This is a genomic window from Parapusillimonas granuli (genome assembly GCF_013416525.1).
GTDB lineage: Bacteria > Pseudomonadota > Gammaproteobacteria > Burkholderiales > Burkholderiaceae_B > Parapusillimonas > Parapusillimonas granuli.
This window is the reverse complement of sequence record NZ_JACCEM010000001.1, coordinates 129,432-145,048: the sequence shown is the minus strand read 5'-3', so window position 1 is coordinate 145,048 and position 15,617 is coordinate 129,432. Positions and strand designations below refer to the sequence as shown.

At 62.7% G+C, this 15,617-nt stretch carries 13 protein-coding genes and 3 pseudogenes; 10 read left to right on the top strand and 6 right to left on the bottom strand.

From position 1 onward, the window contains the following. The first annotated feature begins 44 nt into the window (after positions 1–44). Genes H0A72_RS00725 through H0A72_RS00715 form a run of 3 tightly spaced genes read left to right on the top strand, consistent with a single transcriptional unit; the run spans position 45 to position 2,995 of the window. A complete protein-coding gene (locus tag H0A72_RS00725; protein ID WP_180152898.1) occupies positions 45–1,019 on the top strand; it encodes a Bug family tripartite tricarboxylate transporter substrate binding protein in 975 nt (324 codons plus the stop codon). Positions 1,020–1,067: 48 nt separating this feature from the next. Next, positions 1,068–1,970, top strand: a complete 903-nt coding sequence (locus H0A72_RS00720; RefSeq protein WP_180152896.1) for an SMP-30/gluconolactonase/LRE family protein — start codon at positions 1,068–1,070, stop codon at positions 1,968–1,970. Between the two features lie 56 nt (positions 1,971–2,026). Next, a complete protein-coding gene (locus H0A72_RS00715; RefSeq protein WP_180152894.1) occupies positions 2,027–2,995 on the top strand; it encodes a Bug family tripartite tricarboxylate transporter substrate binding protein in 969 nt (322 codons plus the stop codon). An 18-nt stretch (positions 2,996–3,013) separates the two neighbouring features. Here the strand turns inward: H0A72_RS00715 and metC (H0A72_RS00710) are convergent, their stop codons facing one another. The 5 genes and pseudogenes from metC (H0A72_RS00710) to H0A72_RS00690 all read right to left on the bottom strand — a co-directional run. Further along, positions 3,014–4,216 carry a cystathionine beta-lyase gene (gene metC, locus H0A72_RS00710; RefSeq protein ID WP_180152892.1) on the bottom strand — a complete coding sequence of 401 codons (1,203 nt, stop codon included), beginning with the start codon at positions 4,214–4,216 and terminating at the stop codon, positions 3,014–3,016. 381 nt (positions 4,217–4,597) lie between these two features. Then, positions 4,598–4,726: pseudogene (locus H0A72_RS22480) on the bottom strand (tripartite tricarboxylate transporter substrate-binding protein); the annotation flags it as partial. Between the two features lie 126 nt (positions 4,727–4,852). Then, positions 4,853–7,171 (bottom strand): molybdopterin guanine dinucleotide-containing S/N-oxide reductase, encoded by a 2,319-nt coding sequence (locus tag H0A72_RS00700; RefSeq protein ID WP_180152889.1) that lies wholly within the window; start codon positions 7,169–7,171, stop codon positions 4,853–4,855. A gap of 8 nt (positions 7,172–7,179) precedes the next feature. Then, a complete protein-coding gene (locus tag H0A72_RS00695) occupies positions 7,180–7,638 on the bottom strand; it encodes an Lrp/AsnC family transcriptional regulator (protein WP_343060215.1) in 459 nt (152 codons plus the stop codon). A 1-nt stretch (position 7,639) separates the two neighbouring features. Next, positions 7,640–8,599: pseudogene (locus tag H0A72_RS00690) on the bottom strand (CoA-binding protein); the annotation flags it as partial. A gap of 148 nt (positions 8,600–8,747) precedes the next feature. Between H0A72_RS00690 and H0A72_RS22295 the strand changes: the two are divergent. Further along, a complete protein-coding gene (locus H0A72_RS22295; RefSeq protein WP_281389319.1) occupies positions 8,748–8,882 on the top strand; it encodes a hypothetical protein in 135 nt (44 codons plus the stop codon). 31 nt (positions 8,883–8,913) lie between these two features. Here H0A72_RS22295 and H0A72_RS00685 read toward each other — a convergent pair. Further along, positions 8,914–9,778: pseudogene (locus H0A72_RS00685) on the bottom strand (LysR substrate-binding domain-containing protein). Between the two features lie 141 nt (positions 9,779–9,919). Here H0A72_RS00685 and H0A72_RS00680 point away from each other — a divergent pair. From H0A72_RS00680 to H0A72_RS00655, 6 genes are read left to right on the top strand one after another with little or no spacing between them, the layout of a single operon-like run. After that, positions 9,920–10,510 carry a cysteine dioxygenase family protein gene (locus H0A72_RS00680; protein ID WP_180152884.1) on the top strand — a complete coding sequence of 197 codons (591 nt, stop codon included), beginning with the start codon at positions 9,920–9,922 and terminating at the stop codon, positions 10,508–10,510. Beyond that, on the top strand, positions 10,510–11,676 hold the full coding sequence (gene metC / locus H0A72_RS00675; protein WP_180152883.1) for a cystathionine beta-lyase: 1,167 nt from the start codon (positions 10,510–10,512) through the stop codon (positions 11,674–11,676). The genes H0A72_RS00680 and metC (H0A72_RS00675) overlap by 1 nt, the downstream gene beginning before the upstream one ends. 19 nt (positions 11,677–11,695) lie before the next feature. After that, positions 11,696–13,297 (top strand): rhodanese-like domain-containing protein, encoded by a 1,602-nt coding sequence (locus H0A72_RS00670; RefSeq protein ID WP_180152882.1) that lies wholly within the window; start codon positions 11,696–11,698, stop codon positions 13,295–13,297. A 21-nt stretch (positions 13,298–13,318) separates the two neighbouring features. Then, positions 13,319–14,173: a transporter substrate-binding domain-containing protein gene (locus tag H0A72_RS00665; RefSeq protein ID WP_180152881.1), complete on the top strand. Its 855-nt coding sequence runs from the start codon at positions 13,319–13,321 to the stop codon at positions 14,171–14,173. A gap of 39 nt (positions 14,174–14,212) precedes the next feature. Further along, positions 14,213–14,914 carry an amino acid ABC transporter permease gene (locus H0A72_RS00660; RefSeq protein WP_180152880.1) on the top strand — a complete coding sequence of 234 codons (702 nt, stop codon included), beginning with the start codon at positions 14,213–14,215 and terminating at the stop codon, positions 14,912–14,914. Continuing rightward, entirely contained in the window at positions 14,911–15,612 is a 702-nt protein-coding gene (locus H0A72_RS00655; protein WP_180152879.1) for an ABC transporter permease subunit, read from the top strand. The genes H0A72_RS00660 and H0A72_RS00655 overlap by 4 nt, the downstream gene beginning before the upstream one ends. Positions 15,613–15,617 lie beyond the last annotated feature (5 nt).

The following is a 15,617-nucleotide window of genomic DNA, read 5'->3' as shown; positions in this document are numbered from 1 at the left end:
ACGCCTGATCCCGGGTTGTTCATTTGAAAGAAAGGAGACTGTCAATGAAATTACGATCCACCGCGGGCTTGATCTTTACGAGCCTCATGCTGTCCGTGTGCGGGCCGTCATATGCGGCATGGCCTGCGGACAAGCCCATCAACTATATCGTGCCGTTCTCTCCCGGCGGCGGCACGGACATCATCGCCAGAGTGGTCGCGGACAAGCTGGGCGCCATGCTGGGAACGCCGGTCGTCGTCACCAACAAGCCCGGCGCGGGCGGCAATATCGGCACCGAGCATGTCGCGCGTTCGGCGCCGGACGGCTACACCATCGGCGGCGCGTCGATCGCGACTCACGCGATCAATACCAGCCTGTACAAGCAAATCGGCTTCGATCCGAAAAAGGACTTCACGCCCATCAGTCTGGTGGGAACGACGCCGAACGTGCTCATCGTCAATCCCAAGACGCCGTATCACAGCGTCAAGGATTTGATCGGCGCCATACGGAAATCGGCGGAGCCGATGCCGTTCGCGTCGGCGGGGGCCGGAACTTCTCAGCACCTGTCGGCCGAGCTGTTCGCGCAGACCGAGGGCGTGAAGTTGCTGCATGTCCCATACAAGGGCGCCGGCCCCGCGCTGTCGGCAGTCATGGCGGGAGAAGTTCCGTTCAGCTTCGAGAACCTGATCGTCGCCAGCCCGCAAATAAAAAGCGGGGCGGTCAGGGCGCTGGCCGTGACGTCGTCGAAACGGGAGTCTTCGTTTCCCGACTTGCCCACCATGCAGGAGTCGGGAGTGCCCGGCTATCAAGTCGTCTCCTGGCAAGCGATTTTTGCGCCCGCTGGGCTGGATGGCGCAATACGCGACCGGCTGAGCGCTTCGATACGGGAAATATTCAAGCGTCCGGATGTGATCGACCGCATGAAGGCGCTGGGCGTGGATATCGTGGCAAGCACGCCTGAAGAGCTTGCAAGATTCCAGGAGGAAGAGATCCGGAAATGGGCGGCTGTCATCAAGAACGGAAACATCAGCATCGATTGAGCGCCGGCGCCGCGGTTTGCGGCTGAAAACACGGAAGGAGGAGTTTCGATGAACGTCATGCAATTGGAAGCGGAAGTTCTTTATCGCCTGCCGGATTCTTTGCGTCGCGGCGCGCGCACACCATGGAGCGACGCCCGCGGAGGCGGGCCGCTGCACTCTTTTCTTGAAGGGCCGTCATTTGACCGCGCCGGCAACTTCTACTGCACCGATGTCTGCCATGGTCGGATTTTCCGCATCGACAGGCGGGGCAATTGGGAGGTGTTTGCCGATTACGGCGGCCAGCCGAATGGCTTGAAGATTCATCGCGACGGCAGGATATTCGTCGCCGATGCGCAGCGCGGAATCCTGGTCTTCGATCCGTCGACGGGTTCCGTTGATTCCGCCTGGCATGGCCCCGTGGACGCGCCCTTTCGAGGGGTCAACGACCTGCACTTCTCCAGCGACGGCACGCTGCTCGTCACGGATCCGGGCGCCAGCAGCCTGGCCGATCCGTCGGGGCGGGTGCTGGTTCAACGGCCGGACGGCGGGTTCGAAGCGATCGCCGAGAACCTCGCTTATCCGAACGGCCTGGCTCTGGCCCCGGGGCAGGACGCCTTGTGTTTCACCGTCACGCGCGCCTTGCAAGTGCTCCGTGCGCAATGGAGGGGAGCAAAGGCATGCAACCTGGGATTGTTCGTGCAACTTAGCGGAGGATTGGCCGGACCTGACGGAATGGCGTTTTGCGAAGACGGCTCTTTTGTCGTGGCCCATTCAGGGCTTGGGGCCGTATGGTGGTTTGACGAACTTGGCGAGCTTCGGGCCCGCATCAGGTCCAAAGCCGGAATCAGAACGACGAATGTCGCTTTCGACCCCGAGGCGCCGGACCAGCTGTATATCACCGAAAGCGAAAGCGGAGCGATTCTCAAGGCGACGCTTCCGGCGCGGGGCGCTCTTCTTTATTCCCATCGTTGATGCTGTAAGCAGTCTGTGTGGTTTTTCCAATATCGTCGAGGAGACACATGATGAAAATGAAATCGATAGTTTTGCCGTTCCTGGCGGGCGTTGCAATGTCATTGGCCGGCGGCACGGCTGTGGCGGCCTTTCCGGACAAGCCGGTGAGAATCATCGTTCCGTTTGGAACCGGAGCGATGATCGACATCATTCCACGGGAGGTCGCGACGGTGCTCAGCAAGAAATGGGGGCAGCCGGTCGTCGTCGAGAACAAGCCCGGCGCGGCGAGCATGATCGGGGCGGAATACGTTGCCAGGTCGAAGCCGGACGGCTATACCCTCTTGATGGCGTCGTCCAGCACCCTGTCCGTCGCGCCTTTCCTGTACAAGAACTTGCGATTCGATCCCCTGAAAGACCTGGTGCCCGTCACGCTGGTCAGCACGGCGCCGAACATCCTGATGGTAAGCAGCGCGCTGCCGGTTTCCAGCCTGTCGGACCTGATCCGGCTGGCGAAGGAAAAACCCGGGCAATTGTCTTATGCGTCGGCCGGCGTCGGGGGAATCATTCATCTGCAAACCGAACTGTTCAAGCGCGTGACCGGAACCGATTTCATCCACGTGCCCTATCCGGGCTCCCAGCAGGCGGTGGGCGACTTGGCTACGAATCGCGTGCAATTGATGATCGACATTCTCGCATCCAATTATGGGAACTTGCAGGACGGGCGCCTGAAGCCCCTGGTCGCGATGACGTCCCAGCGCCTGCCCCAGTATCCGAATCTTCCGACCGTGGTGGAAGAAGGCTATCCGGATCTGGTGACCGATATGTGGTTCGGCCTCGCCGTGCCGAAGGGAACGCCGCAAGAGGTCATTCAGAAACTGCAGACTGACATTTCCGCGGCGTTGAATGAGCCGGCATTCAAGAAAAAATACGCGGATATGGGTATGAACATGGTCGGCAGCACTCCGGAGGAAATGCAAAAAGTGGTCGACACCGCGGCCGCCAGATGGAAAAAAGTGATCGAGGAGTCCAAGATTTCCATCGAGTGACCGCGCATGGCCGGCCGCTCAGGCGGCCAGCCCCCCTCTTATGCCGCGCAGCGTCCGGCTCATGGCCTGGAAGCCCTGTTCCAGATCCGCCGTCAGGTCGGCCGGGTCTTCCAGGCCGATATGCAGCCTGACGCCCGGGCCGGCGTAAGGCCATTGGGTGCTGCCGCGCCCCGCCGGCGAGAACGGCAGCGCCAGGCTTTCGTAGCCGCCCCACGACAAACCCAGGCCGAACAGCTTCAGGCTGTCGATGAAGGCGTGCAGGGCGGGTTCGGGCACGGGCTTCAAGGCGATGGCGAACAGGCCGCAGGCGCCCGTGTAGTCGCGCTTCCATAGGGCGTGGCCGGGGTGGCTGGGCAGGGCGGGGTGAAGAACGCTGTCGACCTCGGGACGGCTTTCCAGCCACTGGGCCACCTGGACTCCCGACGCCCAATGCTGGCGCAGCCGCACGCTCATCGTGCGCAGGCCGCGCAGCGCCAGGAAGGCGTCATCGGGGCTGCAGGTCTGGCCGAAATCCTGCGAGGTTTCCCGGACGGCGTTCCAGCTGGCTTCGTTGCAGGTGGCCACGCCCAGCATGGCGTCCGAGTGCCCGACGATGTATTTGGTCGCGGCCTGGATCGAGACGTCGACGCCATGGTCGAATGCCTTGAAGAACAAGGGCGTCGCCCAGGTGTTGTCCATGACGACGTAGGCGCCGCGCGCATGGGCGGCCCGCGCGATGGCGGGGATGTCCTGCATCTCGAAGGTTTCGGAACCGGGCGATTCGACGAAGACCACGCGGGTGTTGTCCTGTATCAACCGGGCGATGCCGCCGCCCACGCGCGGGTCGTAGCGGGTGACGGCGACGCCGAAGCGTTTCAGGGTGCGCGCCAGGAACTGCGTGGTGGCGGAATACACGCTGTCGGTCAGCAGCACATGATCGCCCGTGGACACCAGCGCGGTCACAACGCTGGCGATGGCCGCAAGCCCGGACGGGTACAGCATGGTCCGGTGCCCGCCGCTGATTTCCGTGATGGCGTCCTGCAGCGCGTGATGCGTGGCCGTGCCGTAGCGCCCATAGATGCTGACGCCGAATTCATCGTCGGCGTGCCTGCGGTTCTTGTCCGCCCAGTGCGCCATATTGGGGCTCAGCAGCGTCGAGCCGCGCACAATGGGTGTGTTGACGACCCCTTCGAATCGCTCTGGATTGCGGCCGGCGCTGACGAGCCGAGTGCTTTCTTTCATGGGATACCTGCCTGTTTGGCGCGGCGGTGCGGGGCCCGCCGCGCATTGAAAAGTACAGGTTCAGTATAGGAGCGTGAACAGCGAAAATTCTGTCAAAATTCCCCCCATCCAGGTGCCCGGATGGGAATCATCCGCTTCGAATTCCTTAAAGGCTAGAATAATTTTTTTCGAAGCGGGTGCGGCGCTTAATCGAGCTTGATGTTGAGTTCCTTGATCAGCTTGCCCAGGGCGGCGATGCGGTCCGGGGGCGTGCCCATGGGCGCGAAGGCGCCGAACCAGGTGCCGGCGTCGACTTCCGGCATGCCGGCTGGATGAACTGACCACCGCGTCGAACCGGCTCAGCTGCGCCACGGGCGCGAATTCGGTCAAGGGCGCATAAGGCAGCTTGCGCAGGTGCGGCGTGATGGCGCCCACGGCGATGGGCGCGACCAGCACGGTATAGCCGTCGGGCTTCGCGGCGGCGGTGGCCTGCGCCGCTATCGAGCCCCCGCCGCCGCTGTGGTTTTCCACCACGACGGGCTGGCCGCCTGCGCGGGAGCCCCAAGGACCGCGCACATCGCAATCCCTGCGAAAGCGCGTGTCGCGGATGAAATTCTGCTGAACAAGATGGCTCCTCGATGAAGGGTGGGTCGGGCGTCAGCGACGGCCGGGTTCCGGCTCGCTGATGAAAGGGGGCGGCACGAACGCCCGGACGGGTTCGGGTTCGGCGTCCAGCCGTTCGATCTCGACGCGCGCCAGCTGCCCGCTGCAGCCTTGCGACAGCGCCGAGGTCGGGAGATCGCCGGTCAGGACATTGGGATTGCCATGACGGCACTCGGGCCGCGCGGCGGACGGGTCTATGGGGTCGTACCAGGCGCCGGTGGGCAGCTGCGCCACCCCGGGCATGACGTCTTCCGACAGCCGTACCGCCGCCTGGCAGCCGCCCCGCTCGTTGTACAGCCGCACGAGGCCGCCGTCGGATATTCCGCGGGCGGCGGCATCGGCCGGATGCATGGTGCAGACTTCGCGGCCATGGCGCTTGTTCGATTGGCTGTATCGGGCGAAGTCCAGCTGGCTGTGCAGGCGGGTGGCGGGCTGGTTGGCGATGAGCCACAGGGGATAGCGCTCGGTGGGCGTTTCGCGTTTGGCCAGCCACGCCGGGTGGCCGGGGCAGTCCTCGTACCGGAAGCCCGCGATGCGTTCCGACACGATTTCTATGCGGCCGCTGGGCGTGGGCAGCGGATGCGCCGCGGGGTCTTCGCGGAAGCGCCTGAACATGCCGCCGTCGTCGGGCGCTTTCTGGAGTTCCAGCCGGCCTTGTTCCCAGAAGGTATCGAAGTCGGGCAGGGCCTGGCCCGAGGACGCATTGCGCCGCTGCGTTTCCGAGTAGATCCAGCGCAGCCAGCCCATGGTGTCGCGGCCTTCCGTGAATGCCTCGTGGCGTTCCAGGCGCTTGGCCAGTTCGGCGAAGATGTCATAGTCGTCGCGCGCCTGGGCGTATGGGGCCGCCACGCGCTTCATGGCGATCAGCATGGAATCGGTCTGGGTGACGCCCAGGTCGTCGCGCTCCAGGGTCATGGTGCATGGCAGGACGATGTCCGCATGGCGGGCGGTGGCCGTCCAGGCGACCTCGTGGACGATGATGGTTTCAGGACGGCGAAAGGCGTCGCGCAGCCTGGCCAGCTGCTGATGGTGGTGGAACGGATTGCCGCCCGCCCAGTACACCAGCCTGATTTCAGGATAGCGGTGCACGGCGCCGTCGTAGTCGAATTCCTGGCCGGGATTGAGCAGCATGTCGCTGATCCTGGCGACGGGAATGAAGGCCTGCACGGGGTTGCGGCCTTGCGGCAGCGAGGCGAAGCGGATGCGGTTGTCGAGCCGCCCGTAGTGGGCGATGGTGCCCAGGGCATAGCTGTAGCCGCCTCCGGGCAGGCCGATCTGCCCCAGCGCCGCCGCCAGCACCAGCCCCATCCAGACCGGCTGTTCGCCATGTTCGGAACGCTGCAAAGAGTGGGACACCGTCACCAGCACCCGGCCTTGCGTCAGGCGCGCCGCCAGTGCGCGTATGGTGCCCGCGTCGATGCCGGTGATCCCTGCCGCCCAGCGGGGATCCTTGGGCTGCCGGTCGGCGGTGCCCAGCACGTAGTCCTGGAACCGGTCCCAGCCCACGCAATACCGGGACAGAAAGGCCCGGTCATGGCGCCCCATGGCGACGAGCTCGTGCACCAGCGCCAGCATCAGCGCAACGTCGGTTCCCGGACGTATGGGCACCCATTCCGCGTCCGCCCCCTCAGGCAGGTCGGTGCGCAGCGGGCTTACGTTGATGAAATGGCATCCCCGCCGGCGGGCGGCGGCCATGGACGGCTCTTCGATGTGGTGGCTGATGCCGCCGCTGGCGACCATGGAGTTCTTGGTGGCCATCCCGCCGAAGGCGATGACGCAGTCGGTGTATTGCTCGATCTGCCGCCAGGTGACGCCGCGGCGCGAGACATCGTCGAAAGGCCCGGCCACGTGCGGCAGGAGGACCGTCGATGCGCCCGCGCTGTAGCTGTTGACGGAGCGGACGTAGCCGTCCGTGCAGGTGTTCAGGAACCGATGGATCTGGCTCTGCGTATGATGAAAGCGCCCGGCGCTGGCCCAGCCGTACGAGCCGCCGAAGATTTGCCCGGCGCCGAATTCGTCGCGCACCCTGCGCAGTTCCCGGGCGACGAGATCGAACGCGCGCTCCCAGCTGACGGCCACGAAGGTGTCGCCGTTGCGGTCCGCGCCCCGGGTCGGACCGCGTTCCAGCCAGCCTTTGCGCACCATGGGTTGCCTGATGCGGGCCGGGTGGTTCAGGGCGTCGGTGAAGTTTCCGATGACCGGGCTCGGATTGGGGTCGTCTTCATAAGGGCGGACCTGCAGCCCGTCCCGGCCCGGACGGGCGTAGAAAGCGCCCCAGTGGGAGCTGTGCAGAATTTCTTTTTCTTGAAGCATGGCGGTTTTCAAGTGTAGTCCAGCGGAAGGGCGGTGGTCAGCTTGATCTGTTCCATGGCGAAGCTGGAATTGATGTCCAGGTAATCCATGTCGCGTATGAGTCTCTTGTATACGGCATCATAGGACTTGATGTCGGGAACGACGATGCGCAGCAGGTAGTCGGTTTCGCCGCTCATGCGGTAGAACTCGACCACTTCCGACATGGACGTGACGACGTCGTTGAATTTCCTGAGCCATTTCTCATTGTGCTGCTGCGCCTTGATGGCCACGAACACCGTGACGCCGACGTTGATTTTTTCGGGATCCAGCAAGGTTACCCGTTTTTTGATGACACCTTCTTTTTCCAGCCGCTGAATGCGGCGCCAGCAGGGTGTGCTGGACAGGTTCACGCGTTCCGCGAGCGCGGAAATCGAGATCGTCGCGTCTTCTTGCAGGATCTTCAGGATCGCTCTGTCGATTTTGTCGATTTCAATCATGGTTGCCTCGGCTGGAAAGGCGGATCAGGGGTTTCCGAATCTGGGCTCGCGCTTTTCCTTGAACGCGGCCACCCCTTCGATGGCGTCCGGCCCGGTCATCAGATCGTTCAGCTCGCCCATGTCGGGGTAGGCGGTTTCCGCTGGCGAGCGCGGAAGCGTGCGGGCGACGGCGCGCTTGATGGTTTTCAGCACCGTGGGCGACAAGCGTGTGAGCTTTTCGGCGAATTCCAGGGCGTCGACCGCCAGCGCGGAATGTTTGATAGGCGCCCGCCATGCTGGCGGTGTGCGACTGCACGGCCTTGGTTCCGGAAGAGCTGCGCCCCGCCTTGGTGACCAGCACGGGCTTGCCGGCTTGCCTGGCGGCTTCGAGCAGGGCGGTGAAGCGGCCGGGATTCTTCAGGCCTTCCACGTATAGCGCGATGACCCGGGTGTTGGCGTCGGCGATGGCATATTCCAGGAAGTCGCATATTTCCAGGTCCGCCTGGTTGCCGAGCGATACGCAAAAGCTGAAGGCCGCGCCGATGTCATAGGAGCGCGCCAGCATGGCGCCCGCCAGCGCGCCGCTTTGGCTGATGAGCGCGATATGGCCTTTGTGCATCGTGTCATTGCGGATGAAGGCCTGCGCGTTCAGCAGGCACAGATCCGAGGCGCTGCTGAAATACCCCATGCAATTGGGGCCGATCATGCGCATGCCCGCCCGCGAGACGATGTCTTCGACTTCCTGCTGCAAGGCCATGCCTTCGGGGCCGGATTCCGCGAACTGGGCCGTCATGACCAGGACGGCGCCGACGCCCGCTTGCCCAACCTGGGAGACCGAGCCGTAGGCTTTCAGGCCCTGGACCATGTCGGCCTTGGGATTGATGGGGAACAGCTCGCCCTTGAAGCCGAATTTGCGCAGCAGGGCAAGCACGCTGCCGCCCCACTTGTTTGTGTCGTTGGAAGCGCCGATGACGGCCACCGAGCGGGGGTTCAAGATGCTTTCGATCTGCTTTTGCACGGACATGGTCTGATTTGCTGTCGACTTGGTATGACGCATCATTCTAAAGAGACATATCCAGAATAAAATTCCAATTTTCCCGGTTTTAAGGGAAAAAATACGAATGCCTATTCCCATCATGCGCGCGTACCATGTGAAGTCCGACTCGGCAAGCGAGCACAAGGCCAATGAATTCATCGACATCGAACAGCTGGAAGAATGCGAGCGGTTCTTGCGGAGAATGGCCGCCACGCTGTAGGCATGGCGCGGAGCCGCGGCGGCCGCCGTTTTCAATTGGCTTCGGCGGACTTCTGCTCGAATTGCCCCTTCAGCATTTCGTAGATGGCCAAGGTCAGCGGGCTGATGGTGTCGGGGCGCGTCCATAGCGTGTAGGTCACCGGCGGCAGGGGTGGAAGGCCTTCGGCGTCTCCCAGCACCCTCATGTCCGGGCCCAGGAATTCGACGGAGCGTGCCGTTACGCCCAGGCCGGCGCGCACGGCGGCCTTGATGCCCACCAGAGTGGGCGCAATTGATGTGCCAGGTACGCTGGGTATGGCTCAAGGCCTCTAGCGCTATCCTGCGGAAAATGCTCAGCTCGTCCGCCAGGATCAGAGGCAGCGGCACCCGCTTGTTGTAGACGAAGTCCGCTGCGCAGATCCATGCGGTGGGAGAGGTCCTGAGCGCGAAGCCGCGCAAGTCGGGGGCTTGCCTCGTGGAGATCGTCAGGTCGATGTCGCCCGATTCCAGCGCATCCATCAGGAAGGGGCTGCGGTCCACGCGTATCTCCAGGCGGACGCGGGGCGCATGGCGGGCGATATGCGTGAGCACGGGCGGCAGGATGGTGTCCGCCACGTCCAGCGGAGCGCCCAGGCGGATCTCCCCTTCCATCTGCTTCCTGCCGATGCTGCGCACTGCCTCGTCGTTGATGGCCAGCATTTTTCGCGCATATTCCGCGAGTTGCTGGCCCTGGGGCGTCAATACTCTGTTGCGGCCCTTCTTTTGAAACAGCGGGCAGCCCATTTGCGCTTCCAGGCGCTGCATCTGCTGCGTGACCGCGGATTGGGTGCGGAACAACGCGCCGGCTGCGCCGGAAAACGTATTAGTTTTCTCAATGGTTAGCAGGGTCCGCAGCAGGTCGAGGTCCAAATTCATCATGGGGTTTACCCTAGTGTCCAGTTTTCCGGAAGGCCGCCGCTCATAGGGAAACAATAAGCACTGCTTATATGTATCTTATAACAATTAATTTGTGGACGGCTGCTGCGCCCTCTATATTTTCTTGGAATTATGGAGGAAGACATGCAAGCATCTAATGCAAAGCAATCGGCCGTCGCCGATTTCATCGATCTGGCAAAGCGACATGGGGGCGCGGGCGTCACGCGCGAAAGCCTGGATGTGATCAAGGAAGCGCTGGTCGGCCTCGCCTCGCAAAAGGATTGGTGGAACGGCGAGGAATATCCGGCTCCGGAAGGCGGCGAACTGCAGGCGCGGTACTTGATTCATCAAGAACCCGACAGCACGTATGCCCTGTACCTGAACGTGATGAAGCCGGGCAAGAAGATCGTGCCGCACAACCACACCACCTGGGCTTGCATTGCGGCGGTCGAAGGCACCGAAAGCAATTATCTGTACGAGCGCACGGACGACGGCGGCACGGCGGGGCACGCCACGCTGAAAGAGGTCGGCATGCAGCCGGTCGGGCCCGGACAGGGCATAGCGCTGATGGCGGACGACATCCACGCGGTGCGCATCGAGGACGCCAGCATCAGACACCTTCACATGTATGGCCTCGCCCTCGAAAAACTCGATCGGCGTCTGGCGTTCGACCTCGAGAACCATACCTGCAAGATCATGGACGTGGGCGTCAAGACGCGGCGGAGCGGCAGCTGATGGCCGAGGATGCACTCGCCACCTTGCTTGCGCGCCTGGGACGCCCGAGCCATGGCTGGGCCAACACGCCCATCGTGAAGGGCAGCACCTATCTGTTCGAGGACTTGGCGCAATGGCGCGCCGCCCGCGAACAGCGCGACGCGCAGCGCGTCCTGTCCTATGGCGCTCGCGGCAACGAAACGGTCTTTGCGTTGGAGGACGCCATCACGGCGCTGGAGGGCGGCTACCGCAGCAAACTGTTTCCCACGGGGCTGGCCGCGATTGCCGCGGCGTTCCTGGCCTACCTGAAGGCGGGCGACCACGTCCTGATTTCCCAAGGGGTATACCAGCCCGCCCGGCAGCTGTGCGAATCGCAGCTGTCCAATTACGGCATGCGCTTCAGTTTCTTCGACCCGCGCGATCCGGAGTGGAGGAAAGCGTTGATGCCCGAAACGCGGATGGTCTATGTGGAGTCGCCCTCATCGCTGCTATACGACATGTTCGACCTGCCGGCGATCGCCGAGGTGTGCCGGCCCAGGGGGATATTGCTGTGCGCCGACAACACCTGGGGCTCGTCGCTGATATACCGCCCGCTGGAACTGGGCTGCGACGTTTCCGTGATGGCCGCGACGAAGTACCTGGGAGGCCATTCCGACGTGATGATGGGGTCGGTCACGGCCCGGCAGGCGTGTTTCGCGGAGCTGGAGAAGGCCAGTGTCAATCTGGGGCAGACGGTGTCGGCCGAGGACGCGTTCCTGGTGCTGCGGGGCATGCGCACGCTCGATCTTCGCTTGCGCCGTCATGCCGACAGCGCCCTGGAGATCGCCGCGTGGCTGGCATCGCAGCCGGCGATCAGGACGGTTTTCCATCCGGCGCTGGAAAGCGATCCCAATCATTCCCTGTGGCGGCGCGATGCGCACGGCAGCAATGGGCTGGTCACGGTCGAGTTCGATCCGGGCCTGGATCATGGGCGCATAGAACAGGCCATTGGCGCTTTGCGGCTTTTCGGCATCGGCGCATCCTGGGGCGGGTACGAAAGCCTGGTGCTGCCCGTCGACGTGCGGCGCACACGCTATCGCGACGCGGCCGTGCCGCCGGGCTACCTGCTCCGCCTGCATATCGGGCTGGAAGATCCGCAAGACCTCAAAAACGATTTGAGCAAATTATTGGGCGCGTTGGCGCACTGAGCAACCGAGTGATTGGAACATGACGTATTCGACCTTGCGCTATGTGGACGCGCGCCAGCTGAAAGAGTGGATTCACGACGACGATGAGGTGGCGTTGCTGGACGTGCGCGAACACGGGCAGTATGGAGAGGACCATCTGTTTTTTGCGGTCTCCCTGCCCTACAGCGAACTGGAGCTGCATCTTGGACGGCTGGTGCCCCGGCCGGCGGTAAGGGTGGCGCTCTACGGCGATCGGCGCACGGAACATGTGGTGGCGGCCGCGGCACGGGCCATGGAAGGCCTGGGCTATTCCAATGTTCATGTGCTGAGGGGCGGGATCGAGGCATGGAAGGACGCCGGGTTTGCGAGCTTTGCGGGCGTGAACCTGCCGAGCAAGACATTCGGCGAGATCGCTGAACACATATACGGCACGCCTCGCATATCAGCGGGCGACCTGCATGCGCTGCTGAAGGATGGCGCGCGGAAAGTTCTGGTCGTGGACGGCCGCCCCGTGCCGGAGTATCGGAAAATGAACATACCGGGCGCGGTCTGCTGCCCCAACGGCGAGCTGGCCTTGCGTATCGGCGAGCTGGCGCCCGACCCCGACACCACCATCGTCGTGAACTGCGCGGGCCGCACGCGCAGCATCATCGGCGCCCAGACCTTGATCAATCTTGGCGTGCCCAACAAGGTATATGCCCTGGAGAACGGGACGCAAGGGTGGTATCTCGCCGATCTGCCGCTGGAGCATAAATCCAATCGCTTGTATCCCAAGGATGTCAGCGCGCAGGACCGAGACGCGTTGCGGGCGCGTTCCCAGGCCTTGAGCCGCCGCTTCGAGATCCCGATCGTCGACGCGGAGACCGTCAGGAGCTGGGTCCGGGACGAGACGGCGTCCGTATTCCTGTGCGACGTGCGCACCGATGAAGAACATGGCCGAAGGGATCTGCCGGCGGCGGTCCAGCATACCCCGGGCGGTCAGCTGATCCAGGCGACCGATCAGTACGTGGGCGTGCGCAAGGCCCGGATCGTATTGTGCGATACCGATGGCATCCGGGCGCCCGTCGTCGCCAGCTGGCTGAAGCAGCTGGGATGGAACGTATTCCTGCTGGAGGATGCGGACGGCTTGCGGGACCTGCCGGAGCCGAAGCGCTACGAGCCGGCGCTGCGGCACACACAGGACCTTCCGCTTGCCGGCCTGTCCGAATTCCTGAAGCGGAATCCCGATGCGCTGTTGCTGGACGCCCGGCCCAGCCTGAAGTTCCGCGAGGCCAGCATTTCAGGCGCACGCTGGACGACGCGGCCGAACGTGTCCATGGCGCTCGCGGGGCATGCGGACCATCCGGCGGTGCTGCTGGGCCATGGGAAAGACCGCTTGTCTTTGCTCGCCCAGGAGTTGGAAGCCAACGGGTTTGCGGACGTCCATATTTGTCTGGTGGGAGAAGGCTTCCCGCACTCGGCCGGCCTGCCGGTCGAGACCCATGAGCACATGCCTGACGAGGCCTGCATCGACTACCTGTTTTTCGTGCATGATCGGCACGACGGAAACAAGGAAGCCGCAAGAAAGTACCTGGAGTGGGAAACCAACCTGGTATCCCAGATCGACGAGCGCGAGCGCGACACATTCGCCATTGATCATTGACACAACTTAAAGGAGACAAGCATGAAACATCAAACCAAAAAGAGTCTGGCGCTGTGCGCGGCGGCGCTCGCCGTTGCCTGGGGAAGCAATGCGGCCGCCAACCGGCTGGACGACATCAAGGCGCGGGGAACCATTGTCTGCGGAACGCAGAATGCCAGCAGCCCCTACGGCTTCCAGGATCCCGATACCCGGAAGTACGTGGGGTACGACGTGGACGTCTGCATGGCCATCGGCAAGGAAATGGGCTTGAAAGTCGAGCACAAGCCGCTTTCCACCGAAGCCCGGATACCGGAAGTGCGAATGGACCGCGTCGACATGGTGGCCGGGTCGGTCGCCTGGATGCCGCAGCGCGCCGAGCAAGTGGATTTCAGCAAGCAGTATCTCCAGGGTTACATCAAGGTGCTGGTCAAAGGGGACGCGGCGATATCCTCGCTGAAGGACCTGGCCGGAAAGAAAGTCTGCGCATCCTCCGGTTCCAGTTCGGCGGCGATAGCGGAAAAGGTCTTGCCCGACGCCCAGGTGCTTACGTTCCAGACCATTTCACAGTGCTATCTGGGCGTGCAAAGCGGCAAGGTCGAAGCCATGACCGCGGGCGAACTGGTGTTGCGCCGTTTCCTGAACGACGCCGAGAAGGCCGGCACGCCAATGAAACTGCTGGACCAGCCCACCTATACCGAGCATATAGGCATCATCGTCAAGAAAGACCAGCCTGAACTGCTGGCCGCCGTCAATGCCGCCATAGAATCACTGGACAAGTCGGGCGAACTGACGAAGATCTACGACAAATGGATGGGCTCGCAATCCATTTACAAGATGACGCGCGACTTCGCCGTGGAGGACGTTGCGGCGGCCTCCAAGAAGGACGCTTCCAAGTAGAACGGGAGAACGGGGCGGGCGCCGCCCTGGCATCTTTGCATGGACATTTCTTTTTCATTGCTGTCGGATCCCGATGTGCTGCGGATGATAGGCAAGGGCACGGCGATTACCCTGAGGCTTTTTGTCGGCGCGCTGCTGGGCGGATTCGCGGTCGCCCTGCTGCTGTCGGGCGTCAATCTCATACCGTCTCGGCTGGTGCGCGGCCTGGTGTCCCTGTACGTGGAATACCACCGGAACGTGCCCACGGTCGTGCAGATCATGGTGTGGTATTTCGGCATGCCGGAAATCCTGCCGGAACCGATCCGGGTTTGGGTGAATCAGGGCAATACCGAATTCTCTTTCGCGCTGGTGGCCCTGTCCCTGAATGTCAGCGCCTATTACTACGAAGATCTGCGTTCCGGCATCCGGGCCATCGTTTCGACGCAGGTTGAAGCCGCCAGGTCCATCGGGCTGGGGGCGGTGCAGGCCCTGGTCTATGTCGTGCTGCCGCAGGCGGCCAGGTACGCGGTGCCTCCGCTCATCAACCGCTCCATCATCCTGTTCAAGGACACCAGCCTGGCCATGGTGATCGGCGTGACGGAACTGACTTATCAAACGAAAAAAATAGAGAACATCACGTTCCAGACGTTTGAAATTTTCTTGATCGGCACGGTGATCTATCTGTGCATGTCGCTGCTGATCGCCATGCTGGGGGCCCGGCTGTCAAGAAAGTACCCTCCGGACTTCAAGGTGCCGTCGTGATCGAGTTTCTTCATACCTATGGCTTGATGTTCCTGGTGGGGTCCTGGCCGAACGGGCCGATCGGCGGCTTCGCGGGCACGATACTCCTGGCGGCTCTGGGCCTCGCCGGCGCGTTTCCCTTCGCCATGCTTATCGGCATCGCCCGCACGGGCACCGGCGTAACGAGAATGGCTTCCACGATATGGGTGTACACCTTCAGGTCGATACCCTTGATCATGATAGTGTTCTGGGCCTATTTTCTACTGCCCGTCTTGTTGGGAACGGAGCTGCCGCCGTTCTGGATCGCCTTGGCGGCGATCGTTGTTTATGAATCGGCATTCCTGGCGGAGATCATCCGGGCCGGGATACAGTCCGTCCCGCAGGGCCAGGTCGAAGCCGCAAGGGCGGTCGGCCTCAATACGGTGCAGACATTGGCGAGCGTGCAACTTCCGCAGGCGCTGAGCAACATGATTCCTTCCTTGCTGAATCAGTTCGTATCGACCATCAAGGCGACTTCCATCGTCTACATCATCGGTGTGCAGGAAGCCGCATTTGCCGCGCAGCAAATCAATAGCATCGAGCTCACGGGCGCGCTTCGAACCTATCTGATCCTTGCATTGTTCTATTTCTTTTTATGCCTTGTGTTGTCCAGGCTGGCCAAAGCGCTGGAGAACCATTTGAAAGACAAGCAGATGGGCATCATCGCGCAAGCGAGTTGACGGGA

What these genes read in the sequence shown, in the direction of transcription:
- H0A72_RS00660 (WP_180152880.1), top strand. Translation starts at nt 14,213, where the DNA reads ATGGACATTTCTTTTTCATTGCTGTCGGATCCCGATGTGCTGCGGATG.
- H0A72_RS22295 (WP_281389319.1), top strand. Translation starts at nt 8,748, where the DNA reads ATGCCTATTCCCATCATGCGCGCGTACCATGTGAAGTCCGACTCGGCA.
- H0A72_RS00720 (WP_180152896.1), top strand. Translation starts at nt 1,068, where the DNA reads ATGAACGTCATGCAATTGGAAGCGGAAGTTCTTTATCGCCTGCCGGAT.
- metC (WP_180152883.1), top strand. Translation starts at nt 10,510, where the DNA reads ATGGCCGAGGATGCACTCGCCACCTTGCTTGCGCGCCTGGGACGCCCG.
- H0A72_RS00715 (WP_180152894.1), top strand. Translation starts at nt 2,027, where the DNA reads ATGAAATCGATAGTTTTGCCGTTCCTGGCGGGCGTTGCAATGTCATTG.
- H0A72_RS00670 (WP_180152882.1), top strand. Translation starts at nt 11,696, where the DNA reads ATGACGTATTCGACCTTGCGCTATGTGGACGCGCGCCAGCTGAAAGAG.
- metC (WP_180152892.1), bottom strand. Translation starts at nt 4,216, where the DNA reads ATGAAAGAAAGCACTCGGCTCGTCAGCGCCGGCCGCAATCCAGAGCGA.
- H0A72_RS00680 (WP_180152884.1), top strand. Translation starts at nt 9,920, where the DNA reads ATGCAAGCATCTAATGCAAAGCAATCGGCCGTCGCCGATTTCATCGAT.
- H0A72_RS00725 (WP_180152898.1), top strand. Translation starts at nt 45, where the DNA reads ATGAAATTACGATCCACCGCGGGCTTGATCTTTACGAGCCTCATGCTG.
- H0A72_RS00700 (WP_180152889.1), bottom strand. Translation starts at nt 7,171, where the DNA reads ATGCTTCAAGAAAAAGAAATTCTGCACAGCTCCCACTGGGGCGCTTTC.
- H0A72_RS00665 (WP_180152881.1), top strand. Translation starts at nt 13,319, where the DNA reads ATGAAACATCAAACCAAAAAGAGTCTGGCGCTGTGCGCGGCGGCGCTC.